The sequence below is a fragment of the Verrucosispora sp. WMMC514 genome, from assembly GCF_027497295.1.
Lineage (GTDB): Bacteria > Actinomycetota > Actinomycetes > Mycobacteriales > Micromonosporaceae > Micromonospora > Micromonospora palythoicola.
Genome location: NZ_CP114906.1, coordinates 3,812,079 through 3,836,546, shown reverse-complemented (window position 1 = coordinate 3,836,546; position 24,468 = coordinate 3,812,079). Strand labels below are relative to the sequence as shown.

General features: G+C 72.2%; 22 protein-coding genes. 8 read left to right on the top strand and 14 right to left on the bottom strand.

Going from position 1 to position 24,468, the window contains the following annotated elements; all coding sequences use genetic code 11:
- Nucleotides 1–12: 12 nt before the first annotated feature.
- The 11 genes from rdgB to O7597_RS17830 all read right to left on the bottom strand — a co-directional run bounded on the left by rdgB (nucleotide 13) and on the right by O7597_RS17830 (nucleotide 9,304).
- The gene (gene rdgB / locus O7597_RS17880; RefSeq protein WP_269739595.1) at nucleotides 13–630 is read right to left on the bottom strand and encodes an RdgB/HAM1 family non-canonical purine NTP pyrophosphatase; all 618 of its coding nucleotides are present in this window, start codon (nucleotides 628–630) and stop codon (nucleotides 13–15) included.
- Nucleotides 627–1,355, bottom strand: coding sequence for a ribonuclease PH (gene rph / locus O7597_RS17875; RefSeq protein WP_269739596.1), 729 nt, complete (start codon nucleotides 1,353–1,355; stop codon nucleotides 627–629). The genes rdgB and rph overlap by 4 nt, the downstream gene beginning before the upstream one ends.
- A 70-nt stretch (nucleotides 1,356–1,425) precedes the next feature.
- Entirely contained in the window at nucleotides 1,426–2,589 is a 1,164-nt protein-coding gene (locus tag O7597_RS17870) for a glycosyltransferase (protein ID WP_269742632.1), read from the bottom strand.
- Between the two features lie 86 nt (nucleotides 2,590–2,675).
- Nucleotides 2,676–3,821: a glycosyltransferase family 1 protein gene (locus O7597_RS17865; protein WP_269739597.1), complete on the bottom strand. Its 1,146-nt coding sequence runs from the start codon at nucleotides 3,819–3,821 to the stop codon at nucleotides 2,676–2,678.
- Nucleotides 3,822–3,910: 89 nt separating this feature from the next.
- Entirely contained in the window at nucleotides 3,911–4,657 is a 747-nt protein-coding gene (locus O7597_RS17860) for an MBL fold metallo-hydrolase (RefSeq protein ID WP_164445898.1), read from the bottom strand.
- Nucleotides 4,658–4,925: 268 nt separating this feature from the next.
- A complete protein-coding gene (locus O7597_RS17855) occupies nucleotides 4,926–5,891 on the bottom strand; it encodes a pyridoxal-phosphate dependent enzyme (protein WP_269739598.1) in 966 nt (321 codons plus the stop codon).
- A 10-nt stretch (nucleotides 5,892–5,901) separates the two neighbouring features.
- The gene (locus tag O7597_RS17850; protein WP_164445900.1) at nucleotides 5,902–6,261 is read right to left on the bottom strand and encodes a MoaD family protein; all 360 of its coding nucleotides are present in this window, start codon (nucleotides 6,259–6,261) and stop codon (nucleotides 5,902–5,904) included.
- Between the two features lie 65 nt (nucleotides 6,262–6,326).
- Nucleotides 6,327–6,815 carry a M67 family metallopeptidase gene (locus tag O7597_RS17845; RefSeq protein WP_164445901.1) on the bottom strand — a complete coding sequence of 163 codons (489 nt, stop codon included), beginning with the start codon at nucleotides 6,813–6,815 and terminating at the stop codon, nucleotides 6,327–6,329.
- Between the two features lie 54 nt (nucleotides 6,816–6,869).
- On the bottom strand, nucleotides 6,870–7,364 hold the full coding sequence (locus O7597_RS17840; protein WP_269742633.1) for a DUF2017 domain-containing protein: 495 nt from the start codon (nucleotides 7,362–7,364) through the stop codon (nucleotides 6,870–6,872).
- 61 nt (nucleotides 7,365–7,425) lie between these two features.
- On the bottom strand, nucleotides 7,426–7,716 hold the full coding sequence (clpS, locus tag O7597_RS17835) for an ATP-dependent Clp protease adapter ClpS (RefSeq protein WP_093401920.1): 291 nt from the start codon (nucleotides 7,714–7,716) through the stop codon (nucleotides 7,426–7,428).
- 157 nt (nucleotides 7,717–7,873) lie between these two features.
- Entirely contained in the window at nucleotides 7,874–9,304 is a 1,431-nt protein-coding gene (locus O7597_RS17830; protein ID WP_269739599.1) for a hypothetical protein, read from the bottom strand.
- 286 nt (nucleotides 9,305–9,590) lie between these two features.
- Here O7597_RS17830 and O7597_RS17825 point away from each other — a divergent pair, with 286 nt between their 5' ends.
- From O7597_RS17825 to O7597_RS17810, 4 genes are all read left to right on the top strand, one after another.
- Nucleotides 9,591–12,266: a LuxR family transcriptional regulator gene (locus O7597_RS17825; protein ID WP_269739600.1), complete on the top strand. Its 2,676-nt coding sequence runs from the start codon at nucleotides 9,591–9,593 to the stop codon at nucleotides 12,264–12,266.
- Nucleotides 12,267–12,282: 16 nt separating this feature from the next.
- Entirely contained in the window at nucleotides 12,283–13,569 is a 1,287-nt protein-coding gene (locus O7597_RS17820) for a nicotinate phosphoribosyltransferase (RefSeq protein WP_281580204.1), read from the top strand.
- A 14-nt stretch (nucleotides 13,570–13,583) separates the two neighbouring features.
- Complete coding sequence (locus O7597_RS17815) at nucleotides 13,584–14,165, top strand: isochorismatase family protein (protein WP_269739602.1); 582 nt, start codon at nucleotides 13,584–13,586, stop codon at nucleotides 14,163–14,165.
- Nucleotides 14,166–14,236: 71 nt separating this feature from the next.
- Nucleotides 14,237–15,466, top strand: coding sequence for an MFS transporter (locus tag O7597_RS17810; protein ID WP_269742634.1), 1,230 nt, complete (start codon nucleotides 14,237–14,239; stop codon nucleotides 15,464–15,466).
- A 560-nt stretch (nucleotides 15,467–16,026) separates the two neighbouring features.
- On the opposite strand, the gene ctaD is transcribed toward O7597_RS17810, so the two are convergent.
- Together ctaD and O7597_RS17800 are read right to left on the bottom strand one after the other, a co-directional pair.
- Nucleotides 16,027–17,784, bottom strand: coding sequence for a cytochrome c oxidase subunit I (gene ctaD / locus O7597_RS17805; RefSeq protein ID WP_269739603.1), 1,758 nt, complete (start codon nucleotides 17,782–17,784; stop codon nucleotides 16,027–16,029).
- A 117-nt stretch (nucleotides 17,785–17,901) separates the two neighbouring features.
- Entirely contained in the window at nucleotides 17,902–19,008 is a 1,107-nt protein-coding gene (locus O7597_RS17800) for an FAD-dependent monooxygenase (RefSeq protein WP_281580203.1), read from the bottom strand.
- A 350-nt stretch (nucleotides 19,009–19,358) separates the two neighbouring features.
- Between O7597_RS17800 and O7597_RS17795 the strand changes: the two genes are divergently transcribed.
- Together O7597_RS17795 and O7597_RS17790 are read left to right on the top strand one after the other, a co-directional pair.
- Nucleotides 19,359–20,492 (top strand): cellulose binding domain-containing protein, encoded by a 1,134-nt coding sequence (locus O7597_RS17795; protein WP_269739605.1) that lies wholly within the window; start codon nucleotides 19,359–19,361, stop codon nucleotides 20,490–20,492.
- Between the two features lie 128 nt (nucleotides 20,493–20,620).
- Entirely contained in the window at nucleotides 20,621–21,169 is a 549-nt protein-coding gene (locus O7597_RS17790; protein ID WP_269739606.1) for a GNAT family N-acetyltransferase, read from the top strand.
- Nucleotides 21,170–21,304: 135 nt separating this feature from the next.
- On the opposite strand, the gene O7597_RS17785 is transcribed toward O7597_RS17790, so the two are convergent.
- Complete coding sequence (locus O7597_RS17785; RefSeq protein WP_269739607.1) at nucleotides 21,305–22,093, bottom strand: aldo/keto reductase; 789 nt, start codon at nucleotides 22,091–22,093, stop codon at nucleotides 21,305–21,307.
- 100 nt (nucleotides 22,094–22,193) lie between these two features.
- Between O7597_RS17785 and O7597_RS17780 the strand changes: the two genes are divergently transcribed.
- Together O7597_RS17780 and O7597_RS17775 are read left to right on the top strand one after the other, a co-directional pair.
- Nucleotides 22,194–23,240, top strand: coding sequence for a DNA polymerase ligase N-terminal domain-containing protein (locus O7597_RS17780; protein WP_281580202.1), 1,047 nt, complete (start codon nucleotides 22,194–22,196; stop codon nucleotides 23,238–23,240).
- A 16-nt stretch (nucleotides 23,241–23,256) separates the two neighbouring features.
- Nucleotides 23,257–24,450, top strand: coding sequence for a threonine synthase (locus tag O7597_RS17775; protein WP_269739609.1), 1,194 nt, complete (start codon nucleotides 23,257–23,259; stop codon nucleotides 24,448–24,450).
- Nucleotides 24,451–24,468 lie beyond the last annotated feature (18 nt).

The window sequence follows — 24,468 nt, the reverse complement described above, 5'->3', positions numbered from 1 at the left end:
GAGAGCGGGCGGTCAGCTGACCGGCGGGAGCACCTTGGCGACCAGGGCGGCCAGCTCGCGCAGCGCCTTGCCGCGGTGGCTGATCGCGTCCTTCTCCTGCGGGGTCAACTCGGCGTTCGTGCGGTCCTGACCGTCGCCGAGGAAGATCGGGTCGTAGCCGAACCCGCCGTCGCCGCGCGGAGCACGCAGCAGGCGACCCGCCTGGCGGCCGTCGACCAGGTGTTCCTTGCCGCCAGGCAGCACCAGCGCGACGGTGCAGACGAAGGAGGCGCCCCGGTGCTCGTCCGGCACGTCGCCGATCTGGTCGAGCACGAGTTGGAGGTTGGCCTGGTCGTCACCGTGCCGCCCGGCCCAGCGGGCGCTGAACACCCCCGGCATCCCGTTGAGCGCGTCGACGGCCAGCCCGGAGTCGTCGGCGATCGTCGGCAGCCCGGTACGCCGGCAGCCCTCCCGGGCCTTGATCAGCGCGTTCTCCCCGAAGGTCAGGCCGGTCTCCGGCAGCTCCGGGTACGCCTCGACGTCGTCGAGCCCGATCAGCGCCACCCGGTGCGCACCCAGCGCCCCGTCCAGGATGCGCTGCAACTCGATCAGCTTCTTCTGGTTCCGCGTGGCGAGCAGCACCTTGTTCATGGGAGTAGCGCCTTCCGCTGGGCTTCGGCCAGATCCAGGCAGCCGACCACGGCCAGGTCGAGCAGGGCGTCGAGCTGGTCGCGGGCGAAGACACCGGCCTCGCCGGTGCCCTGCACCTCGACGAAGTCGCCGGTGCCGGTGCAAACCACGTTCATGTCGACCTCGGCGGCCACGTCCTCGTCGTAGCACAGATCCAGGCGCGGCTCACCGTCGACCACACCGACGCTCACCGCCGCCACCGACCGGTGCATCACCTTCTCCGGCTGCCCATTCAGGGCCTTGCGGGCGGCGAGCCAGTTCACCGCGTCGTGCAGCGCCACGTAGGCACCGGTGATCGCGGCGGTCCGGGTGCCGCCGTCGGCCTGCAGCACGTCGCAGTCGAGCACGATCGAGTTCTCACCGAGCGCCTTGAGGTCGATCGCGGCGCGCAGGCTCCGGCCGACCAGCCGGGAGATCTCGTGGGTACGCCCACCCACCCGGCCCTTGACGCTCTCCCGGTCGGATCGGGTGTTCGTGGCCCGGGGCAGCATCGCGTACTCCGCGGTCACCCAGCCCAGCCCGGAGCCACGGCGCCAGCGCGGCACCCCCTCGGTGACGCTCGCGGTGCAGAGCACCCGGGTGCCGCCGAACTCCACGAGCACCGAGCCCTCGGGATGGGTGCTCCAACCGCGGGTCAGGGTCACCGGTCGAAGTTGGTCGGGTCGCCGCCCGTCAGGTCGCGCCATCCCTGCACCCTATGTGGTCCGCCGATCGGACCCGCCCCGGGTGTCGACCGCTCCCGGCCAGCCGCCGCGATCACCGGTCGGTGCGACCACCGGTCGGCGCGATCATTGCTCGGCGCGACCATTGCTCGGCGTGGGCGCCGTGCGCGCGGAGGAACCCGGCGACCGCCGCCGGCCAGCCGAACTGCTCCGCCCGGTGCCGGGCAGCGGCCCGTCGGGCGGCCTCGGGGCGCGACAGCAGCTGACCGATGGCCGCGGCGAACGCCGCCGGGGTGCCGTCGGCGGCGATCCCGCCCGGACCGACCACCTCGGGCAACGCGCTGGCCGCGTTCACCACCACCGGGGTACCGCAGGCCAACGCCTCCAGCCCGGCCAGGCCGAAGGTCTCCACCGGCCCCGGGGCCAGAACCACGTCGGCGCTGGCCAGCACCGCCGCGAGGGTACGACGGTCGGGCAGGAAACCGGTGAAGGTGACGGGAAGGTCGGCCGCGCGCCTTTCCAGCGCGGCGCGGCGCGGACCGTCGCCGACCATCACCAGCACCGCCGGCACACCGGCCCGGCGCAGCTGTGCCAACGCGTCGACGGCCAGCTCGGGCCGCTTCTCCACGGACAGCCGCGCGCAGTGCACCAGCAGCACCTCGCCCGCGCCCGCGTACCGGTCCCGGACCTCCGGATCGGCGCGGCCGGGGTGGAACGTGTCCAGGTCGACACCGAGCGGTACCAGGTCGACGTGGGGCACGCCGATCCGGGCGAACTCCTCGGCCGCCCATCGGGTGGTGCAGACGATCCGGTCGTACCGGCGGGCCGTGTCGGCGTTCAGCCGGTCGGCGAGCCGCCGCCCCAGCGGACCGGGTACGCCCCAGGCGCCCAGCAGACCGGTGAGGGACTCGTGCGAGACCATCACCGACGGCACGCCGTTCGCCCGCGACCAGTCGCCGGTCCAGCGCAGCGTCGCACGGTCGGACACCTCCAGCCGGTCGGGTGCGAGCGTGGTCAGCAGCCGCGCGAGCCGACGGCGGGCGGTCAGCAGCCGGTAGCCGCCACTGTGCGGCAGCGGTGGTCCGGCGAGGGTGACCACCCGGCCCCACGGATGTCGTTCGTCGTCGTCGCGGCGGCCGGGCACCACCAGCACGGGTTCGTGCCCGGCCGCCCGGTAACCCTCGCCCAGCTGCTGCAACGCGGTGCGCAGCCCACCGGAGGTCCCGGTGACGAAGCTGGCCAACCGGACGATCCGCAGCGCACCGCCGGGGGTGCCCGCGACCTGGGTCGTGGTGGTGGCGCCGGTACTCCGGGTGGTGCTGGTGCGGTCCGGGTGGCTGCCGGTCACGACGCCGCCGGCAGGTCGACGGCCGGGATGCTGGCGCGGGCGGCCCGGTAGTGCCCGACGAGTTCGTCGCCGACCGCCGCCCAGCTGCGTCCGCTCACCTCGGCGCGCGCCGCGATGCCGTACGCCTGCCGGCGGGCCCCGTCGGCGGCCAGCCCCGCGACCGTCTCGGCGATCGCCAGGTCGTCCCCGGGCGGCACCAGCTCGCCGGTCTGCCCCGGGGTGACCAGGTCGACCGGCCCGCCACTGGCCGGCGCGACCACCGGCACCCCGCTGGCCAGCGCCTCCTGGACGGTCTGGCCGAAGGTCTCGTGCGGACCGGTGTGCACGAACAGGTCCAGGCTGGCGTAGAGGCGGGCCAGCGCCTCGCCGTGCTGGACGCCGAGGAACCGCACGCCGGGCAGGTCCCGTTCGAGCTGGCGGCGGACCGGGCCGTCACCGGCGACCACGACCCGGACGCCGGGCAGGCGGGCCGTGGCGGCGAGCAGGTCGACCCGCTTCTCCGGGGCGAGCCGTCCCACGTAACCGATCAGGAGTTCCCCGTTGGGGGCGAGGGTCCGGCGCAGGCTCGGGCACCGTTTGTCCGGGTGGAAACGCTCCGCGTCGACGCCCCGGCGCCACAGCCAGATCCGCTGCACGCCGTGCGCGGCGAGGTCCTCGGCGGCCCGGGTGGAGGGTGCCAGGGTCCGGCGGGCCGAATTGTGGATCTCCCGCAGCCGCCGCCAGGCCGCGGCCTCACCCCACCCGACCCGGTACGCCCGGGCGTACGCGGCCACGTCGGTCTGGTAGACGGCGACGGTGGGCAGCCCGTGCCGGGCCGCCAGCGTTGCCGCCCGGGCGCCGAGGATGAACGGACTGGCCAGGTGCACCACGTCGGGCGAGTGCTCCAGCAGCACCCCGGCCAGCCGGTTGTTCGTCGGCACGCCGAGCCGGAAGCCCTGGTAGCGCGGCAACGGCACGCTCGGGATGCGGACCACCGGGTACGGGTACCGGTCGGTGGCGCGGCGCAGCGTCCCCGGCGGGGCGGGTGCGATCACCAACGGCTCGTGGCCGCGGGCGACGAGGTGCTCGGCGGCCCGCACGACCGAGTGGGCGACTCCGTTGACGTCGGGCGGGAACGACTCGGTCACGATGGCGATCCGCATGTCTTCACCGTCGTGGTGGCAGCGAAGGTCCAGGAGACGTCCACTTGACCACCCGGCGAACAGTGCGGCACGAACCCGCGCCCGGCGGGTCAGACCTCGTAGCAGGCGCCGGGACGGACCACTTCCAGCGGGCCGGCGTACGCGGCGGAGGCGGCCGCCACGGTGAGTGCCTCGCTGCCCCAGGCGGGAACCAGATGGGTCAGCAGCAGCCGCCCGACGTTGGCCTTGGCGGCCGCCTCGCCCGCCTCACCGCCGGTGAGGTGCAGGTCCGGCGGGTTGTCGACGCCGTCGAGATAGCTGGCCTCGCAGAGAAAGACGTCGGCGTTCTGGGCCAGACGCAGCAGCGCCTCGCAGGGAGCGGTGTCCGAGGAGTAGCAGAGCACCCGGCCGGCGTGCTCCAGGCGTACGCCGTAGGTCTCCACCGGGTGCAGCACCCGGTCGACGGTGACGGTGAACGGGCCGATCGGGAAGGTGCCGGGTTGCAACGCGTAGAACTGGTAGACGTCCTCGACGGTGCTGTCCTCCTGCCCGTACGCGGTGGCGAGCCGGTCCGGGGCGCCGGCCGGCGCGTAGACCGGCAACGGCGGGTACGGCCCGTCCGGGGCGTACCGCCGCACCACCACGTAGGTGGCGGCGTCGAGGATGTGGTCGCAGTGCAGGTGGGTCAGCAGGATGGCGTCCGGGGCGTGCAGCCCGGCATAGCGTTGCAGGGTGGACAGTGAGCCCGAGCCGAAGTCGACCAGGAGCCGGAAGTCCTCGGCCTCGACCAGGTAGGCCGAGCAGGGGGACTCGGGTCCGGGGAAGCTGCCCGCACAGCCCAGGACGGTCAGTCGCATCGAGTTGTCTCGCTGTCACGGTAGGTAGTGAACGTGCCGGCCGCCGCTCCGGCGGTGATCACTACCGACGCGTACGCCACGCTGCGCAGCCTACGCCCGCGCGTGCAAGGGCAAGAATGATCTGCTGGAAGTTGTCATCAACGTGACACCGGTTTCGCCCGTCCGATCGAGCACCCGTCGCCGAAGTGGTCGGTCCGGGTGGACCGACGCGACGAGGGCCACCGGCGCGATGCCGGTGGCCCTCGTCACATGTCGATCGCGCCGCAGGTCAGGCCCAGAGCTGACCGTCCAGCGCCTCCTCCGCGTCGGCGAGCGTCCCGCCGTACGCGCCGGTGCTCAGATATTTCCAACCGCCGTCACTGACCACGAACGCCACATCGGCCCGGCGGCCGGCCCGCGCGGCCTCGTGGGCCACCGACAGCGCCGCGTGCAGGACCGCGCCGGTGGAGAAGCCGACGAACAGCCCCTCGACCTCCACCAGTTGCCGGGTACGCAGTACCGCGTCCCGGGTGCCGACGGAGAACCGGCGGGTCAGCACCGACGCGTCGTACAGCTCCGGGACGTACCCCTCGTCGATGTTGCGCAGCCCGTAGACCAGCTCGCCGTAGCGGGGCTCGGCGGCGATGATCTGGATGCCCTCGACCTTCTCGCGCAGGTAGCGCCCGGTGCCCATCAGGGTGCCGGTGGTGCCGAGCCCGGCCACGAAGTGGGTGATGGTCGGCAGGTCGTGCAGCAGCTCGGGCCCGGTCGTCTCGTAGTGCGCCCGGGCGTTCGCCTCGTTGCCGTACTGGAAGAGCATCACCCAGTCGGGATGCTCGGTGGCGATCTGCTTGGCCGTGGCCACCGCCTGGTTGGAGCCGCCCGCCGCCGGCGAGAAAATGATCTCCGCGCCGTACATCCGCAGCAGCTGCACCCGCTCGGTGGACACGTTCTCGGGCATCACACAGACCAGCCGGTAGCCGCGCAGCTTGGCCACCATGGCCAGGGAGATGCCGGTGTTACCACTGGTCGGCTCCAGGATGGTGTCGCCGGGCCGGAGGCGGCCGGCCGCCTCCGCGGCGCGGACCATGAACAGGGCGGCCCGGTCCTTGACGCTGCCGGTGGGGTTGCGGTCCTCGAGCTTCGCCCACAGCCGCACCGGCGGCGCGCCCTCGGGCACCGTGGGTGACAGTCGGGGCAGCCCCACCAGGGGCGTTCCCCCGCAGGCGTCCAGCAGGCTGTCGTACCGCGTCATCGCGGCCGCCTCAGCTCGCGGTGACGCGCGCCCGGCGCTCGGCCGGCGCGGCCCCGACGTGCTGCGCCATCGCCGCCGCCGCGGCGAAGCCGAACGCGCCACCGGCCACCGCGGGCAGGATGGTGACGCTGTCGCCGTCGTTGAGCTTGGCGTCCAACGCGCCGAGGAAGCGCACGTCCTCGTCGTTGACGTAGACGTTGACGAAGCGGTGCAGCGCGCCGGCCTCGGTGACCAGCCGGCCACGCAGCCCGGAGTGCCGCGAGTCCAGGTCGGTGAGCAGGTCGTTCAGCGTGTCACCGCTGCCCTCGACGACCTTCGCGCCGCCGGTGTAGCTGCGCAGGATGGTGGGGATGCGAACCTCGATGGCCATGGTGTCGTACTCCTCGATCGGGTAGGTGCTCGGTGACGGGAAGGGCGTGCGGGGGCTGAGGGTGGTCAGCGGCCCGAACACTCGTAGTCGACCGTCGCCGGGCTCTGCCCGAACATGTATGACTGCACGGCGTGTGGATCCACGCCGGCGTCGAGGATCCGCACCGGCTCCTCGGTCACCACGCCGTCCACGATGCGGAAGGAGCGGATCTCCTCCGTGTCGGGCTCGCGCGTGGAGACGAGGAGGTAGTGGGCGTCGGGCTCACCGGCGAAGGAGATGTCCGTCCGTGACGGGTACGCCTCGGTGGCGGTGTGCGAGTGGTAGATGACCACCGGCTCCTCGTCCCGGTCGTCCATCTCACGCCACACCCGCAGGTGCTCCATCGAGTCGAACTCGTAGAAGGTCATCGACCGGGCGGCGTTCTCCATGGGGATGTGCCGGGTCGGCGTGTCACTGCCGACGGGACCGGCGACCACACCGCAGGCCTCGTCGGGGTGATCCCGACGGGCGTGGGCGACGATCGCGTCGACGATCGACCGGTCGATGCTCAGCACGCCGCCAAGGGTAACGCCCGATGCCGGCCGACCGCGAGGCGGCGCCGGTCACAGTCAGTCGATCAAGGCGTTGAGCAGGGACTCCTGCAGGTACCCGAGGTACGCGTAGACCGAAAGCTGGAACACCCGGCTGGAACTCGGATCGTCGGCGACCGCGTCGTCGAGCTCCGCGCCCAGGTCCGTCCCGTCCTTGATCTCCAGCCGTACGCCCATCGCCAGCCGGGCGTCGTTGAGCGCCCGCAACCACGCCTCGGCCGCCTCGGCGTCCAGGCGTACCTCCCCGCCGCCGTCGCCGGGCAGGGCGGCCAGGATCGCACCGGCCTGATCGATCTTCGCGGTCTTCAGGTCACCTTCGGTGTACCGGCGGAACTCCGCGGTGCCCGTCGCGTCTTCCGGGTAGACCTCCGGAAACAGCCGGCAGACAACCGGGTCGGAGTGGTCGAAACCGTCGGTGAGCAGGCCGACCACCTCGGAGGCGACCTTACGGAGCACACGCACCTCGTCCACCGCGAAGGTGGCGATGTACCGGTCACCCCGGCGGCGGAACATGCTCACGGTGCCATCCCTGTTCGCGACTGCGGGGCTCGCAAACCCGGCTCACTCCTCGCGCTCACGACCGGTCCACCGTCGCCCAGAGACCGTACGCGTGCAGCTGGGAGGCGTCGTGCTCCATGCGTTCCCGGGCCCCGCTGGAGACCACCGCCTTGCCCTTGTGGTGCACGTCCAGCATGAGCTGCTCGGCCTTCTCCCGGCTGTACCCGAAAAGCTTCTGGAACACCCAGGTCACGTAGGTCATCAGGTTGACCGGGTCGTCCCACACGATCGTCACCCACGGTCGGTCGGCTGCCGGCACCTCATCGGTGTCCGGGGTCTCGACCGGTGCAACCTGCGGAGCCGCCATGCCCCCCATCGTGCCACCGGATCCGGGGAATCGAGGAACCGGAACGCCGGACCAGCCCGGATCACCACCCACGGCCGCACCCCCGCCCCGGTCGACCCCGTCCCGGGCGTGCGCGGATCCCCCGCCGGCACCGCCGGCAGGGTGGACGGCAGCCGGGTCAGGCGAGCAGGAGGCCGTGTTCGGCAGCATCGGACAGCACCGCGCCGAGCGAGAGCCGGACCGCCTCGAAGCGGCGGGCGACCTCCCGGGACAGCTCCAACTCGATCTCCCGCAACGCCCGCTGCGCCCAGGCCCGCGCCGCGCTCGGGTCGTTGTTGCCGGGCGAACGCCAGTGCTGCCAGCAGCCTCCGGACAGCGCCACGGCCACCGGTGGGAGCACCTCCGTACGGGGCGACGTGGGATAGGCGGACAGCATGTCGACAGCCGCCGGACCGGTGAGCGACGCCATGCCCGCCGTGCTGGTGACCAGCAACGCCCGCTCCAGCTCCTGCCCGGCGGGGTCGTCGACCAGACCCCAGCGGACCGCCTTGTCGATGCGCCGCCGAACCGCCTCGGGCAGGGGCGCACCGAAGAGCCGGCCGGCGGCGTCCTCGACGATTTCGCCGGCATGGTGGTCGCACTGCGCGGTGGCCAGCAGCGACAGCGCCGCCATCTCCTGGTCGAGCAGGTGCGGCAGGCCGGCGCAGCCAACGCCGAAGACGATCTGCTGCACCAGGCGCAGGTGCATGTTGGCCAGTTCCAGGGCAAGGTGCTGGCGGATGCGCCGGGCCGCCGTGCGGACCTGCCGGTCGAGCTGTTCCGACCATTCGCCCGGCTCGGCGAGGACCGGCACCCGGCCGCGCTCACCGGGCAACTCGGGCGGTTCCAGACTGCCCCGCCGTAGTTCCTCGGCGGACGCCCAGTCCACAAGTGCCCGCCGCAGGTCGGCCTCGCCGCCGGTGACCAGCGGAAACCAGCGGGCGTCGGCCAGCCCGGGCACGGCGGCGAGCAGCGCGGCCCGGTGCGCCTCGACGGTGACCGTGACCGGATCGACCGCCGGGCCGCCGGACTCCCCCGACTCCCGCACCGCCGCCGTACCCTCGCCGGCCGCCCAGCCGGCGGCGCCCGGCGTGACCGCGAAGAAGACCCGCACCGGTGTCCCGGCGAGGTCGGACAGCAGATTCAGCTCGGTGGCGCCGAACGACTGATCCGCCGCGATCACGAACAGCAGCGCCCCGGCCCGCCCCACCGCGTCGAGCAGGACGCCGCAACCGGCCGCACCCAGCGTGGCGATGTCCGGCGTGTCGACCACCACGAACCGTCTCACCAGCGGCTGGGGCAGGCTCAACTCGACCCGGCGCGGCGGCCGGGCCAGCGCCGGACCCGCAGCCGGCAGCTCGGGCCGGTAGGCGTGCGGCGTACGGTAGCCGGGCACGTAGGCGGCCCGGGTGGGTTCGGCGCTGTGCCGGATCACCAGCCAGCCGCCGCTCGGCACGGCGAGCAGCCCGGAGTCGAGTTCCAGCAGCGCGGCGAGGACTCCGGTGCGCCCGGCGTCGGCGGGCCCGGCCGCGACCACCGCGACCGGTTCCCGGGCGTTGGTGCTGGACACGCCGAGTCGCTCCGGAAAGGGCCGACGACCAGGCGGTCCCGCCGGGTCGTCGGGCGTGCCGAGGTGGTGGAGCGGGCCCGGCTTCATCAGGCGTCGGCCTCCGAGGCAGGGCGACCGGCAAGCCGGCCGCAGTGAGCATCCGGTGTCGACACTCGGATTCCGGAAGGGTACGGGGGCGAGCGTCGGGAACGGGACAATTGCGATACTCACCGGTAACTCTACAACTACTCAAGTTCGCCCTCGCGCGCTGCCGTACGGGCCACAGTTCCGTCGATATGCTGCGCGAATGAGTCGGTGGAGCTTCGTGGGCCGGGCTGAGCAACTCGACCGTCTCCGGATGGCGGTGGCCGGCGTCCGAGGCCGGGGAATCCTCTTCACCGGCAGTGCCGGCATCGGCAAGAGTCGCCTGCTGCACGAGGGTGTCGACGCGTTGCCCGGCGACAAGTACGCCGTCTGGCGGATCGCGGCCAGCGCCACCACCTCCGCGATGGCCTTCGGCGGCCTGGTCCAGGTGCTGCCGGAGCAGCCGCAGGGCCTGTCACCGGCCGGCATCCTGCGCTGGGCCGTCGACGTGTTGCAGCAGCAGGCCGCCGGCCGGCGGATCGTCCTCGCGGTCGACGACGCGCACCTGCTCGATCCACCGTCGGCCGCCCTGGTGCACCTGGTGGCCCGGGCGGAGAACGCCTCCGTGGTCGGCACCCTGCGCGACGGGGAGCAGATCCCACTGCCGATCCGAGCACTGTGGACCGACGGTCTGGTGGAGCGGGCCGAGCTGGGCCCGCTGCCGCCGGACGAGACGGCGGCGATGCTGACCGCCATCGTCGGCGGTCAGGTGGACAGCGGCTCCACCGACCGCCTGGGCCGGCTCAGCGCCGGCAACCCGCTGCTGCTGCGCGAGCTGGTACACGCGGCCACCAACAGCGGTGAACTCGTCGAGCGGTACGGCGTCTGGACCTGGACGGGCCGGCTGGAGCTGGCACCCAGCCTGACCGAACTGATCGACATCCGGATCGGCCAGCTCACTCCCGGGGTACGGGCGGTGGTCGAGCTGGTCGCGTTCGGCGAGCCGCTCGGCCTGCGGCTGCTGCACCAGGCCGTGGAACAGCACGACGTGGAGTACGCGGAGGAACGCGGCCTCATCACCATGGTGGAGTCCGACCGGCGCCTCGACGTCCGCCTGGCGCACCCGCTCTACGGCGAGGTGGTCCGCCGACAGTGCCCGGTGAGCCGGACCCGCAGGTTGCAGGCGCACCTGGCGGACCTGCTGGAGAAGGTCGGCAAGCGGCGGCGGGAGGATCTGCTGCGGGTGGCGAGATGGCGGCTGGCCTCCGGCACCGCGCAGGATCCGGCGATGCTGATCGCCGCGGCCGGTGAGGCGTTCGCTCGTTACGACGTGCCGCTGGCGACCCGGCTGGCCCGCGCGGCGCTCGACGCCGGTGGCGGGTTCGACGCGGCCGAACTGCTGGCGACCATCCTGATGTTCGCCGACCGGCCGGCCGAGGCGCTCGGCGTGCTCGACGCCGTCGCCACCGATGCGGGCCAGGAGGAACGGCTCAGTCGGTGGCTCACCGTACGCGGCATGGTCAGCTACTGGGGGCTGAGCCAGGCATCCACCGTCGAGGAGATCGCCGCCGAGGGCACCAAGCTGACCGACGCCGCCGCCCAGGCCCGGGTCCGCGCCTTCGAGGCGATCATGCGGCTGCACCGGCTGGACGCCCCGGCCGCACTCCGGCTCGCGCAGGGCGTGCTCGATCGCCCGGCGGCCAGTGTCGCCGCGCGCGAGCTGGCCCGCTGCACGATCGCACACCTTCAGGCCGTGCAGGGGCAACTGTGCCGCAGCGCCTCCGCGGTGGACCTGGTGCAGGCGAAGGTGGCCAGCTGGCGGGCCGACATGCCGTACCTGCAACTGGCGGTGGAGCTGGCCCGAGGCACCCGGCTGGCCCTCTCCGGCGACCTCGCCGGCATCGACGCGCTGGTGGCCGACGAGTTCGCCGACCTCGCCGACGCGGGTGACTTCCGGCTCGGCACCGGCTACCTGGCGATCCTGCGGGCGTACGCGGCGCGGCTGCGCGGACGCAGCGACACCGCGTTGCAGGCCGCGCTCAGCGCCTGCGCGGTGCTGGCGACCAGCCGGGTCTACGCGGGGCTGGCCCAGTCGGAACGAGCCCAGGCCGCCGCGTTGCGGGGCGACGCCCGGCAGGCCGCCGAGGCGATGGCCGAGGCCGACCGCCTCCACTCGCCGACCATGGTGGTGTTGTACCCGTGGCTGGAACAGGCCCGGGCGGCGACGCTGGCCGCCGGTGGTGAGCCCGCCAGCGCGGTGAAACGGCTGCACGACCTGGTGGACCGGCTGCGTGCTGACGGCTTCGCCGGACACGAGGCCCTGGTGCTGCACGATCTGGTGCGGCTGGGGCAGGCCGCGGCGCAGACCGGTCCGCGATGTTCCGACGGGGATCGCCGCACCGTGGCGCAGCGGTTGACCGAGCTGTCCGAGCAGGTCGACGGCGAGTTGCCACCGCTGCTGGCCCGGCATGCGCGGGCGTCGGCCGACGGCCTGCCGGAGGAGTTGCTCGGTGCCGCCGACGGCTTCGCGGAGCGGGGCCTCGACCTGCTTGCCGCCGAGGCCGTGGCGGAGGCCGTGCACCTGCTGCGGCAGCGTCGCTCGCCCGAGGTCGGACACGCCCGGCAACGGCTCGGCGCGCTACTCGCCGGATGTGACATGGTGCACACTCCGGCGCTCCAGGCGGCCACCCCGACGTTGACCGACCGGGAGTGGCAGGTGGCGCGGCTCGCGGCGGTCGGCGGCACCAGCCGCGCCATCGCCGAGCAGCTCTTTCTCTCCGCCCGCACGGTGGAGAACCACCTGCAACGGGTGTACACCAAGCTCGGCGTGACCAGCCGGGCGGAGCTGCGGGTGGCGCTCGGCACGATCCCAGGGCACGACGGCACGACGGCGATGTGAACCCTAGTCTGAGGGGGTGCACACCCTTCGTCCCGCGCTGCTGACCGACCACTACGAGCTGACCATGGTCAGCGCCGCCCTGCGGGACGGCACGGCTGACCGTCGGTGCGTGTTCGAGGTGTTCAGCCGGCGGCTCCCCGCCGGCCGCCGGTACGGCGTGGTCGCCGGCACCGCACGACTCATCGAGCTGATCCGCGCGTTCCGCTTCGACCCGGCCGAGATCGAGTTCCTGCGCCGCACCGGCGTGGTGGACGAGCCGGGTGCCGAATGGCTGTCGCGGTACCGGTTCACCGGCGAGATCGACGGGTACGCCGAGGGCGAGCTCTTCTTTCCCGGCTCGCCGATCCTGACCGTCTCCGGCAGCTTCGCCGAGTGCGTGGTGCTGGAGACGCTCGTGCTGTCGGTGCTCAACCACGACTGCGCGGTGGCTGCCGCGGCGGCGCGGATGGTCACCGCCGCCCGCGGCCGGGCGCTCATCGAGATGGGCTCGCGGCGGGCGCACGAGGAGGCGGCGGTCGCGGCGGCCCGGGCGGCCTATCTGGCCGGTTTCCGGTTCACCTCGAACCTGGCCGCCGGCCAGCGCTACGGCATTCCCACCGCCGGCACCGCCGCGCACGCCTTCACCCTGCTGCACGACGACGAGCGGGCCGCGTTCGCTTCGCAGGTCGCCACGCTGGGCAAGGACACCACGCTGCTGGTCGACACGTACGACATCAGCCAGGGCATCCGGAACGCCATCGAGGTGGCCGGGCCGGAGCTGCGGGCGGTCCGCATCGATTCCGGCGACCTGGCCGTGATCGCCCAGCAGTCGCGGCAGCTGCTGGACTCCCTCGGCGCCACCGAAACGAAGATCATCGTCTCCGGTGACCTGGACGAGTACGCCATCGCGGCGTTGGCCGCCGAGCCGGTGGACATGTACGGCGCCGGCACCGCCGTGGTGACCGGCTCCGGCGCACCCACCGCCGGGCTGGTCTACAAGTTGGTCGAGGTCGAGGGCCGTCCCGTGGTCAAACGGTCCGAGCAGAAGGCGACCATCGGCGGACGCAAGGTCGCGGTCCGCCGGCACAAGCCGACCGGGACCGCCACCGAGGAGATCGTCGTACCCCAGGGGGTGCCGGACCACCGCCCCAACGACCGGCTGCTGCAACGGTCGTACGTCGTGGACGGGGAGCCGATGGCCCTGCCGACGCTCGACGAGTCGCGGGAGCACCTGCGGCAGTGCCTGATCTCGATCCCGTGGGAGGGCCTCAAGCTCTCCGTCGGCGATCCGGCCATCCCGGTCACCGTGGTACCCGCCGAGTGAGAGGAGTGGAGTCGGTGAGCAACGCGCTGATCATCGTGGACGTGCAGAAGGACTTCTGCGAGGGCGGCTCGCTGGCCGTGGCCGGTGGAGCGGGAGTCGCGGCCGGGATCTCCCGGTTACTGGCCGCCGAGCCGGACCGCTGGGATCACGTCGTCGCGACCAAGGACTACCACATCGACCCCGGCACGCACTTCGCCGACTCGCCGGACTACGTGAGCACCTGGCCCCGGCACTGCGTGGTCGGCACCCCCGGCTCCGAGTTCCACCCGGAACTGGCCACCGACCGGATCGAGGCGATCTTCCACAAGGGCGAGTACGCCGCCGCGTACTCCGGGTTCGAGGGGCAGGCCGACGACGGCGAAGGGCTGGCCGACTGGCTGCGGCGACGCGGCGTGGCGCGGGTGGACGTGGTCGGCATCGCCACCGACCACTGCGTACGGGCCACCGCGCTGGACGCCGCCCGGGAGGGTTTCACCACCACCGTCATGCTGGACCTGACGGCGGCGGTCGCGCCGGACACCACCGATGTCGCGTTGCGCGCGTTCGAGGGGGCCGGGATCACCACAATCGGTGCCCCTGTGATCAAAGCCGCATGAGCCGTTAAACCGTTGGCGGCCCTCGCGCCGGCGGTCGAGGATGTCCGGCGGAGGTACGGACCGACGTGAACATGAAGCCTTACCGGGAGGCGCTCGCCCTGCCCGGTCTGCGGTCGCTGCTGCTCGTCGCGGTGCTGGCCCGGGTCCCGCTGACCGCCACCGGCGTCACGCTGACGTTCTACGTCGTCCAGGATCTCGGGCGCGGCTACGGTGCGGCCGGCCTGGTCGGCGCGGCGATCACCGTCGGCGCGGCGGTCGGCGGCCCGCTACTCGGCCGCCTGGTGGACCGTCGTGGCCTGCGGCCCGTGCTGGTTCTCACCACCGTGGCAGAGGCCGCCTTCTGGTCGACCGCACCAGTGCTGTCGTACTACCTGCTGCTGCCGGCGGCGTTCCTGGCCGGCCTGTTGGCGCTGCCGATCTTCTCGGTGATCCGGCAGTCCGTCGCCGCACTGGTACCGCCGGAGCAGCGCCGGCCGGCGTACGCCCTGGACTCGATGTCGGTCGAGCTGTCGTTCATGATCGGTCCGGCCCTGGCCACGGTGGGTGTCACCACCATCTCCGCCCGCCTCACGCTCTACCTCGTCGGTGCCGGCATCGTCGCCGCCGGGCTGGTGCTGTGGCTGCTCGATCCGCCGGTACGCAGCGCGGCCGAGGCGTCGACCGGCCCGCAGCCACGGGTGGCGCGGCGGCAGTGGCTCACCTCGCGCCTGGTCGCCGTGTTCGCGGTCAGCGCCGCGGCGACCCTGGTGCTGGGCGGCACCGACGTGGCGGTCATCGCGGTGCTGCGGGAGAGCGGCGACGCCGGTTTCACCGGCGCGGTGCTCTCGGTCTGGGCGGTAGCGTCACTGCTGGGTGGATTCGCCTACGGCGCGATCCGCCGCTCGTTCTCGCCGGTGGCACTGATGGGCCTGTTGAGCCTCTGCACCATCCCCGTCGGCCTGGGCGGTGCCCACTGGTGGCTGCTCTGCCTGGCGTTGATCCCGGCGGGAGCGCTCTGCGCGCCGACCATCGCGGCGACCTCCGACACCGTCAGCCGGCTCGCACCGGCCGGCGTCCGCGGTGAGGCGATGGGCCTGCACGGCTCGGCGGTGACCGTCGGCATCGCCGTGGGTGCCCCGCTGGCCGGCGCGGTCATCGACATGTCCGCGCCGCTGTGGGGCTTCGCGGTAACCGGCGCGGTCGGTGCCCTGGTCGCCCTCGCGGTGCTCCCGATCGAGCTACGCCACCGCGCAAACCTCGCGACCACCACCCCGCCCGGCGACGAGCCCTCCGCGACCACCCTCACCCCGACCGCCTCCTGACCACAGCACCGCACGGCCGGCGGATCACCGCCGCTGGCACCATGTCGCCAACCCAGAGCTGGAGGTGACGTTACGCGACCACCCACGCCATCCCACCCTTACCTATCCGCTGCCTTTGCTCTGCTTCAACCCACGCAACGGATTACGGACCGTGTCACAGCGGCCGGCACGCCCTTACCGGGCCGCCGCATAGGGGCAGCTCAACCGCTATTGCGTGGATTGAAGCAGAGCAAAGGTCGGAAGGTGACAGCTGGGCTCCAACCCTGGAGCATCACGCAGAGTGAATCTTTGCGCCAATGATCGCTCGTCACAGAGAGCGACACACTCCCACTCCTCTCCCAGATGGGGCAGCGGTAGTGGCGCGGATGGGGTCGCGGACCTGACACCAGCCCCAGGCGCCAGCCGGGTAGCGGGCTTGGGGCAGGGGGCGTGGGCAGGAGGCGGTGGGCAGAGGGTAGCGGGGTGGCGCTGTCGTGAGCGGGGTGCCCTCGTTACAGGGGAAGTCGGAGACGGGCGCCGACCCCCGGTGGGGATCGGCGCCCGTCGGGCGAGGCGATGGGTCAGCGGCGGTCGGTGTCGCTGGCGACGTCCTCGGTGTAGCTGGCACCACCGTCGGACTCGCTGGTCAGCGGCTTGGAACCACCCTCGGGCGGACCGGCCAGGGTCTGTCCCGCAGCCAGCTCGGGGAACTTGTGGTCGAAGGCCGGCCGCTCGGAGCGGATCCGCGGCATCCGGTCGAAGTTGCGCAGCGGCGGCGGCGAGCTGGTCGCCCATTCGAGCGAGTTGCCGTGGCCCCAGGGGTCGTCGACCTCGACCACCGGGCCCGCCTTGTACGACTTCCAGCAGTTGTAGATGAACGGCAACGTCGAGATACCGGTGATGAACGCGCCGATCGTGGAGATCATGTTCAGCGTGGTGAAGCCGTCGTCGGGCAGGTAGTCGGCGTACCGCCGGGGCATGCCCTCGCTGCCCAACCAGTGCTGGATCAGGAACGTGGTGTGGAAGCCGATCATGGTGAGCCAGAAGTGAATCTTGGCGAGTCGCTCGTCGAGCATCCGACCGAACATCTTCGGGAACCAGAAGTAGATCCCGGCGAAGACCGCGAAGACGATCGTGCCGAAGAGCACGTAGTGGAAGTGCGCCACCACGAAGTAGGAGTCGTGCAGGTGGAAGTCCAGCGGCGGGGCGGCCAGCAGCACGCCGGTGAGGCCACCGAAGAGGAAGGTGACCAGGAAGCCGAGGGAGAACAGCATCGGCGACTCGAAGCTGATCTGCCCCCGCCACATGGTGCCGATCCAGTTGAAGAACTTCATGCCGGTCGGTACGGCGATCAGGTAGCTCAGGAAGCTGAAGAACGGCAGCAGCACCTGACCGGTGGCGAACATGTGGTGTGCCCAGACGCTCATCGACAGGCCGGCGATGGCGATGGTGGCGGCGACCAGGCCCTTGTAACCGAAGATCGGCTTACGGGAGAAGACCGGGATGATCTCGCTGATGATGCCGAAGAACGGCAGCGCGATGATGTAGACCTCGGGGTGGCCGAAGAACCAGAACAGGTGCTGCCACAGCATCGGCCCGCCGGTCTCCGGGCTGTACACGTGCGCACCCAGCAACCGGTCGGCGGCCAGCGCGAACAGCGCGGCGGCCAACAGCGGGAAGACCAGGATCACCAGGAGGCTGGTGACCAGCATGTTCCAGGTGAAGATCGGCATCCGGAACATGGTCATGCCCGGCGCGCGCAGGGTCAGGATCGTGGTGATCAGGTTGACCGCGCCGAGGATGGTGCCCAGACCGGAGATGGCCAGACCGACCACCCACATGTTGGCACCGACGCCCGGGGCGTGCTCGCTGGTGCTCAGCGGGGTGTAGGCGGTCCAGCCGAAGTCCGCCGCGCCCCCGGGGGTGAGGAAGCCGGCGGTGGCCATGGTGCCGCCGAACAGGTACAGCCAGTAGGCGAAGCTGTTCAGCCGCGGGAAGGAGACGTCGGGAGCACCGATCTGGATGGGCACCACGTAGTTGCCGAACGCGAACACGATGGGCGTCGCGAAGAACAGCAGCATGATCGTGCCGTGCATCGTGAACAGCTGGTTGTACTGCTCAGGCGACAGGAACTGCAGCCCGGGCCGGGCCAGCTCGGCCCGCATGATCAGGGCCATCAGGCCACCGATCATGAAGAACACGAACGCGGTGACCATGTACATGATCCCGATCTGCTTCGCGTCCGTGGTCCGCAGCAGCCGCGCGATGGCCGACCCCTTGACCGGCTCCCGGACCGGCCAGGGCCGGGTCACGACCGGCTTGGGTGCGACGGTGGTCACGAGTGGCCTCCGGTTCTGGGTTGTCCCGCTCGGCACGCGCTCACTCGGCGGGCCGTCATCCGCAAGGAGGATAGTCCCCGGCAGGTGACAGCACCGCGTGGGGTCGGCCGGGGGTGATCACAGCGGGCCGAGAAGCAGCCGGTAGTGCTCCCCGAAGATCCGGTCGCCGCGTCCGCGCAGGAGCGGGTCGCGGAGCGCCGGCGGCACGTCGCGGGTGCGGTTGCGGTCCCGGGTCCGGTCCTGCACCCATCGGGTACGCGGCCGACGACGACTCTCGTACGCGGTGAGCGCCGCCTCGACGCTGCCCGCCGCGCGCAGTGACTCGGCGAGCACCACCGCGTCCTCCAGGGCCATCGCGGCCCCCTGGGACAGGGTCGGCGCGGTGGCGTGGGCGGCGTCGCCGACCAGCAGCACCCGGCCCCGGTACCAGCGCCCGAGCTCGACCTCGTCGGTGGTGGTCGCGTACACCCCGTCGAGCGCGGCGAGCACCTCCGGCACCGGCCCGCCGTACTCACCGAACAGGTCGCGCAGCCGGGCCAGCGGGTCGTCCGGCAGGTCGGTGCCGGCCTCGTCGGCGTAACAGTGCAGCCGACCGGCACCGATCGGCACCACGAGAAAGCCGCAGCGGCGCCCGAGTAGGGCCGTCCACTCGTCGACCGGCGGACCGTCCCGGACGACGCCGCGGTAGACCACCTGCCCGGCCGGACGGGGTGGGCCGCCGAGGGCGGCCAGCGCCCGGATCGAGGAACGCGGTCCGTCGGCACCGATCACCAGGTCGTACTCGGTCCGGGTGCCGTCGACGAAGGTGACGCCGACGGCGGCCGGCAGCAGCTCGATGGTGCGTACCTCCGCGCCGTGCCGCACCGCGCCGCCGGCACCGCTGAGCAGCACCCGGTGCAGGTCGGATCGGGCCAGCGCGCGGCACTCGCCGACCCCGGCCCAGAGGGCGTCGAGGTCGACCTCACACAGCGGCGCACCGGTCGAGTCGAGGAACCGCTGGCGGTGGACGACCTTCCCGTACGGGCGGACGGGGCCGTCGAGGTCCAGCCGGCGCAGCGCGCGGGCCGCGTTGCCGGGCAGGTACAGGCCGGCGTCGGTGAGGTCGTGCGGCGGCGCCTTGTCGGTGAGGTCCGGCCGAAAGCCCGCCAGGCGCAGCGCCCGGGCCACGGCCAGCCCGGCGATGCCCGCGCCGACGACGAGGATGCGCAGGGGGGAGCCACGCATGGGGGTGTACGCCTCCGGAGGGGATTCGGCACGCGTTGAAGGCAAGAGACTACTCGGCGCAATCGGTACACACCAGAGGCAACCGGCTCACCTCCGGCACCCCTCGGCACCAGCGGATCCACCCGTCGGCGCTGGTCACCAGCCAGCCGGAGGCGGCGGATGTCCGATCGTGCGCCCACGACACACGTCGCAATTGACACCAATCACCCCCAGCGGTTGCGCCCAATGTTTCAAGGATGTAAATGTGACGATGAGCATGGGAGCGCTCCCGGATCCGTCGGGGCGCGTTACCGAACGCTCCGTCCGCATCCGTCCCGGCGTCCGGGCGACGCCGCAGCGCTAGGAGCATCATGAGACGTACCGTGCGGGCCATCATGGCCGTCGGGCTGGCCGCCGCCGGCTCGATCGTCGCCGTGGCCCTCGGCGGGACCGCCTCCGCCGACACCCAGATCTGCGAGCAGTACGGCTCGACCGTGATCCAGAACCGTTACGTGGTGCAGAACAACCGCTGGGGCACCACCGCCCAGCAGTGCATCAACGTCACGAACAACGGCTTCGAGATCATCACCCAGAACGGCAGCAGCCCGACCAACGGCGCTCCGACGGCGTACCCGTCGGTCTTCCTCGGCTGCCACTACACCAACTGCTCCCCCGGCACCAACCTGCCGATCCAGGTCAGCCAGATCAGCAGCGCGACCAGCAGCATCAACTACCGGTACGTGAGCAACGGCATCTACAACGCCTCGTACGACATCTGGCTCGACCCGTCGCCCAAGCGCGACGGCGTGAACCAGATGGAGATCATGATTTGGTTCAACCGGCAGGGCCCCATCCAGCCCATCGGCTCCCCGGTCGGCAACGCCAACATCGACGGCCGCAGCTGGGAGGTCTGGCGGGGCAGCAACGGCTCCAACAACGTCATCTCCTACGTCGCCCCGTCGGCGATCAGCAGTGCGAACCTGAACCTGCTGGCCTTCATCAACGACACCCGCAACCGGGGCGCGATCACCAACTCCTGGTACCTGACCAGCATCCAGGCTGGCTTCGAGCCCTGGCAGGGCGGTGTCGGGCTGGCCGTGACGAACTTCTCGGCCGCGGTCAACGGTGGCGGCAACAACCCGCCGCCGAGCAACCCGCCGCCCACCACGCCCCCGCCCTCCGGCAGCGGTGCCTGCGCGGTGAAGTACACGGCCAACTCGTGGAACAACGGCTTCACCGCCGACGTGCAGATCACCAACACCGGGTCGAGCACGATCAACGGTTGGACCCTGGCCTACTCGCTGCCGTCCGGGCAGCAGGTGACCAACTCCTGGAACGCCACGGTGAGCCAGAGCGGTTCGTCGGTGACCGCCCGCAACGTCGGCCACAACGGCACGATCTCACCCGGCGGCACGGCCAGCTTCGGCTACCAGGGCACCCTCAGCGGGTCGTACGCCAACCCCACCAGCTTCACCCTCAACGGCACCGCCTGTTCGCGCTCCTGACGAGCGGGTGCCGGGGTGCGGCGGACGCCGCACCCCGGCACCGAACAGGGCCGACTGACGTCCACCGACCGGTGGCCTCACCCGGGGTTGCCCAGTGGTGTCGGGAGATCGCAGACTTGGCAGCCACCATGACGGGGGGCCGAGCTGACGTGGACGTACGCCTGGAAGGTGACGGGGTGGTCCTGCGCCAGTGGTCCGAGCAGGATCTCGACCAACTGGTCACGCTCTTCGACGATGCCGAGATGGCGTACCGCCTGCCGGTGGCGACCCCGTTCGACCTGGCTGCCGCCGAGGCGTACCTGAACTCCGCCCGGCGTGCCCAGCAGGCCGGCGACCGGGTCTACCTCGCCGTCACCAGCGGCGACGACCTGGCCCGTGGCGAGGTGATGCTCAACCTGGTCACCGGCACCATCGGCTACGCGATCGGCCCGGCCTATCGCGGTCAACGCCTGGCCAGCCGCGCTCTCCGGCTGTTGACCGGGTACGCCCACCGGGTGGTCGGCCTGTCGACGGTGTATCTGGAGATCGAGCCGGACAACACCGGCAGCGTGGCCGTTGCCCGGTCCGGCGGTTACCGGCCGACCGGCGACGAACCGGTCTTCGTCGAGGACAAGGGCCGCCGCTACGCACTCCACCGCTGGTTGCACATCGACCCCACGCCGCCCGCCGGCACCTGACGACGAGCGGGTGACCGGTACCGCTCACGGATTGCGGCAACTCGGGCTCTCCGCGCTGCGGGAGAGCCCAAGTTGCGGCATGTCGCGACGGCTCCGCCTCGCGGCGGCGTCCGCAGGGCGCCGTCTGGCCCCAGGTCAGGAGTTGCCGAGGGCGTCGATGTCGCGCATCTCCTCGGCGGTCAGCGAGAAGCCGAAGATGTCCGCGTTGGCGCGGATCCGCTCCGGCGTCACCGACTTGGGGATCGCCACGATCTCGTGGTCGAGGTGCCAGCGCAGCACCACCTGGGCCGGCGAGACGTTGTGCGCGCCGGCGATCCGGGTCAGCACCGGGTCGGACAGGTCGGTGGTCTTGAACGGGCTGTAGCCCTCCAGCACCACCCCCCGGTCCCGGTGCTCGGCGTGCCGCTGCCGGTCGTAGAGCCGGGGCCCCCACTTGATCTGGTTGACCGCCGGGTTCTCCTCGGTCGCCTGGATCAGCGCGTCGATCTGGGCGGTGCTGTAGTTGCTGACCCCGACCGCCCGGGCCAGGTTCGCGTCGCGGGCGGCGAGCATCTCCCGCCAGACCGGGATCAGCGCACCGGAGTCGTTCGGGGGCCAGTGCACCAGCCACAGGTCGACGTAGTCGACGCCGAGCGCACGCAGGCTCTCCTCGATGGTCTCCCGTTCCCGGCCGACCCGCTCGGGTGGGAGCTTGGTGGTGATGAAGACGTCCTCCCGGCGCAGCCCGCTCTCCCGGATCGCCCGGCCGACCTCCTCCTCGTTGCCGTACATGGTGGCCGTGTCGATGTGCCGGTAACCGGCGTCGAGCGCGGCGAGTACAGCCTTGTAGCCCTCCTCGCCGGTCGCCTGCCAGGTGCCGAAGCCGAGCAACGGGATCCGGACGTCACCGGGGAGAACTGCGGTGGGGTGGTCACTGTGGTCCATGTCGACCGTTCTACCCCCGATGACGCTCGGCATGCCCGAGATCGGGCGCGTCGAACCCCGCCGCCGGGCGCGTCGGCGCGATTTGCCGGAGAATCGGTGCGTGGCTGACCGGCTGGAGGAGTACCGGCGCAAGCGGGACGCCGCGCGTACCCCCGAGCCGGTGCCGGCCGAGCGTCCCCGGCGGGCCCGGGCCGGCGACCGGGCCCGGTTCGTCATCCAGCAGCACCACGCCCGCAGCCTGCACTGGGACCTGCGGCTGGAGCGCGACGGGGTGCTCGTCTCCTGGGCGGTGCCGCGCGGCCTGCCCCGCGAACCGGGGCGCAACCATCTGGCCGTGCACACCGAGGACCACCCCATGGAGTATCTCCGCTTCTCCGGTGAGATCCCGGCCGGTGAGTACGGCGGCGGGCGGATGCTCATCCACGACCAGGGCACCTACCGGTGCGAGAAGTGGCAGGACCGTGAGGTGGTGGTCGAGCTGCGGGGTACCCGGACCACCGGGCGGTACGTGCTGTTCGCCACCGGTGGCCGCGACGGCCGGGACTGGATGGTGCGCCGCACCGATCCGTCGCCGCCGGGCTGGACCGCCATGCCCGACCTGGTCGCGCCGATGCGTCCCACCCCGGCCGGCCGGCTGCCAACCGACCAGGCCGCCTGGGGGTACGAGCTGCGCTGGGACGGGGTACGCGCAATCGCGTACGTCTCCGGCGGGCGGCTGCGGCTGCTCTCCGACACCGATGAGGAGATCACCGGGGCGTACCCGTGGCTACGGCCGATGGCCGAGGCCCTGGCGCCGACGGAGGTCGTGCTGGACGGCATCCTGGTCCGCATCGACCGGGCCGGTCAGGTCCGGCCGGCGCGCGGCGGAAGCAGCAGCGCCGATGCCCAGTACCTGTTCGTCGACCTGCTCTGGTTGGAGGGGGTGAGCAGCCTGGAGTTGCCGTACCCGCAGCGCCGCGAGTTGCTCGACTCGCTGGCGCTGGCCGGACCGCACTGGCAGACTCCGCCGTGGTTTCCCGGCGCCGGTGCCGAGACCATGCGCGCGGCGCGCGACCAGGGCCTGCCCGGGGTGGTGGCGAAGCGGCTGGATTCCGGCTACGAGCCGGGCCACCGCAGCCGTGCGTGGCGCAGCGTGGACGCGGGCTGAGACGGCGAGGAGCGGCGTGTATCTGACCCACCTCGAGTGCCCGCGCTGCGGCCGGGAACACGACGCCGACGTACCGCAGAACCTCTGCGGGTGCGGCTCGCCGCTGCTGGCGCGCTACGACCTCGCGGCGGCGGCGCGGGCGATCGAGCCGGAGCGGTTCGGGTTGCGCGCGGCCGACCTGTGGCGCTACCGGGAGCTGCTGCCGGTCGCCGACCCACGAAACGTCACCACTCTCGGCGAGGGGTGGACGCCGATGCTGCGCGCACCGGCGTACGGCGCGGACATCGGCGTCGACGACCTGCTGGTCAAGGACGAGGGGCTGACCCCGACCGGCTCGTTCAAGGCGCGGGGTGCCGCCGTCGGCGTGAGTCGGGCCCGCGAGCTGGGCATCCGGCGGATCGCCATGCCCACCAACGGCAACGCGGGCGCGGCGTGGGCCACCTACGCGACCCGGGCGGGGCTGGGCGCCACCATCGTGATGCCGCTGTCCGCACCGGAAATCTGCCGCCGGGAGTGCGTGGCCGCCGACGCCGACCTGCGCCTGGTCGACGGCCTGATCGGTGACGCCGGGCGCCAGGTGGCCGCGCTCGTCGCGGCCGCCGAGGGCACCGTCTTCGACGCCGGCACGCTGCGCGAGCCGTACCGCCTCGAGGGCAAGAAGACGATGGGGTACGAGATCGTCGAGCAACTGAGCTGGCAGGTGCCCGACGTCATCATCTATCCGACCGGCGGCGGCGTCGGGCTGATCGGCATCCACAAGGCGCTCGGCGAGCTGCGGGAGCTGGGCTGGGTCGAGGACAAGCTGCCCCGGCTGGTGGCGGTGCAGGCCACCGGCTGCGCGCCGATCGTACGGGCGTTCGCCGCCGGAGACGACCGCGCACAACCGTGGGAGGACGCCCACACGGTGGCGTTCGGCATCACCGTTCCGGCACCGTTGGGCGACGAGCTGATCCTCGCCGCGCTGCGGGCCACCGCCGGCACCGCGATCGCGGTGGAGGACGCCGAGATCCTCACCGATCTGCGCGACTTCGCCGCCCGGGAGGGGCTGCTGCTCTGCCCCGAGGGTGCCGCCTGCCTGACGGCCGCCCGCCGGCTGCGGGCCGGCGGCTGGATCCGGGCGGGCGAACGGGTCGTCGTGCTCAACACCGGCGCCGGGGTCAAGTACCCGGAGACCATCGACGTCTCCGGCGTGCCGGTGCTGCCACGCTGACCCGCGACGGCGCACCGC

Bases quoted from the DNA above. Each gene is read 5' to 3' on its own strand.
- O7597_RS17850 (WP_164445900.1), bottom strand. From the start codon at position 6,261: ATGGCCATCGAGGTTCGCATCCCCACCATCCTGCGCAGCTACACCGGC.
- O7597_RS17785 (WP_269739607.1), bottom strand. From the start codon at position 22,093: ATGGACCACAGTGACCACCCCACCGCAGTTCTCCCCGGTGACGTCCGG.
- rdgB (WP_269739595.1), bottom strand. From the start codon at position 630: ATGAACAAGGTGCTGCTCGCCACGCGGAACCAGAAGAAGCTGATCGAG.
- O7597_RS17790 (WP_269739606.1), top strand. From the start codon at position 20,621: ATGACGGGGGGCCGAGCTGACGTGGACGTACGCCTGGAAGGTGACGGG.
- rph (WP_269739596.1), bottom strand. From the start codon at position 1,355: ATGGCGCGACCTGACGGGCGGCGACCCGACCAACTTCGACCGGTGACC.
- O7597_RS17865 (WP_269739597.1), bottom strand. From the start codon at position 3,821: ATGCGGATCGCCATCGTGACCGAGTCGTTCCCGCCCGACGTCAACGGA.
- O7597_RS17825 (WP_269739600.1), top strand. From the start codon at position 9,591: ATGAGTCGGTGGAGCTTCGTGGGCCGGGCTGAGCAACTCGACCGTCTC.
- O7597_RS17855 (WP_269739598.1), bottom strand. From the start codon at position 5,891: ATGACGCGGTACGACAGCCTGCTGGACGCCTGCGGGGGAACGCCCCTG.
- O7597_RS17800 (WP_281580203.1), bottom strand. From the start codon at position 19,008: ATGCGTGGCTCCCCCCTGCGCATCCTCGTCGTCGGCGCGGGCATCGCC.
- O7597_RS17810 (WP_269742634.1), top strand. From the start codon at position 14,237: ATGAAGCCTTACCGGGAGGCGCTCGCCCTGCCCGGTCTGCGGTCGCTG.
- O7597_RS17860 (WP_164445898.1), bottom strand. From the start codon at position 4,657: ATGCGACTGACCGTCCTGGGCTGTGCGGGCAGCTTCCCCGGACCCGAG.
- O7597_RS17795 (WP_269739605.1), top strand. From the start codon at position 19,359: ATGAGACGTACCGTGCGGGCCATCATGGCCGTCGGGCTGGCCGCCGCC.
- O7597_RS17840 (WP_269742633.1), bottom strand. From the start codon at position 7,364: ATGTTCCGCCGCCGGGGTGACCGGTACATCGCCACCTTCGCGGTGGAC.
- clpS (WP_093401920.1), bottom strand. From the start codon at position 7,716: ATGGCGGCTCCGCAGGTTGCACCGGTCGAGACCCCGGACACCGATGAG.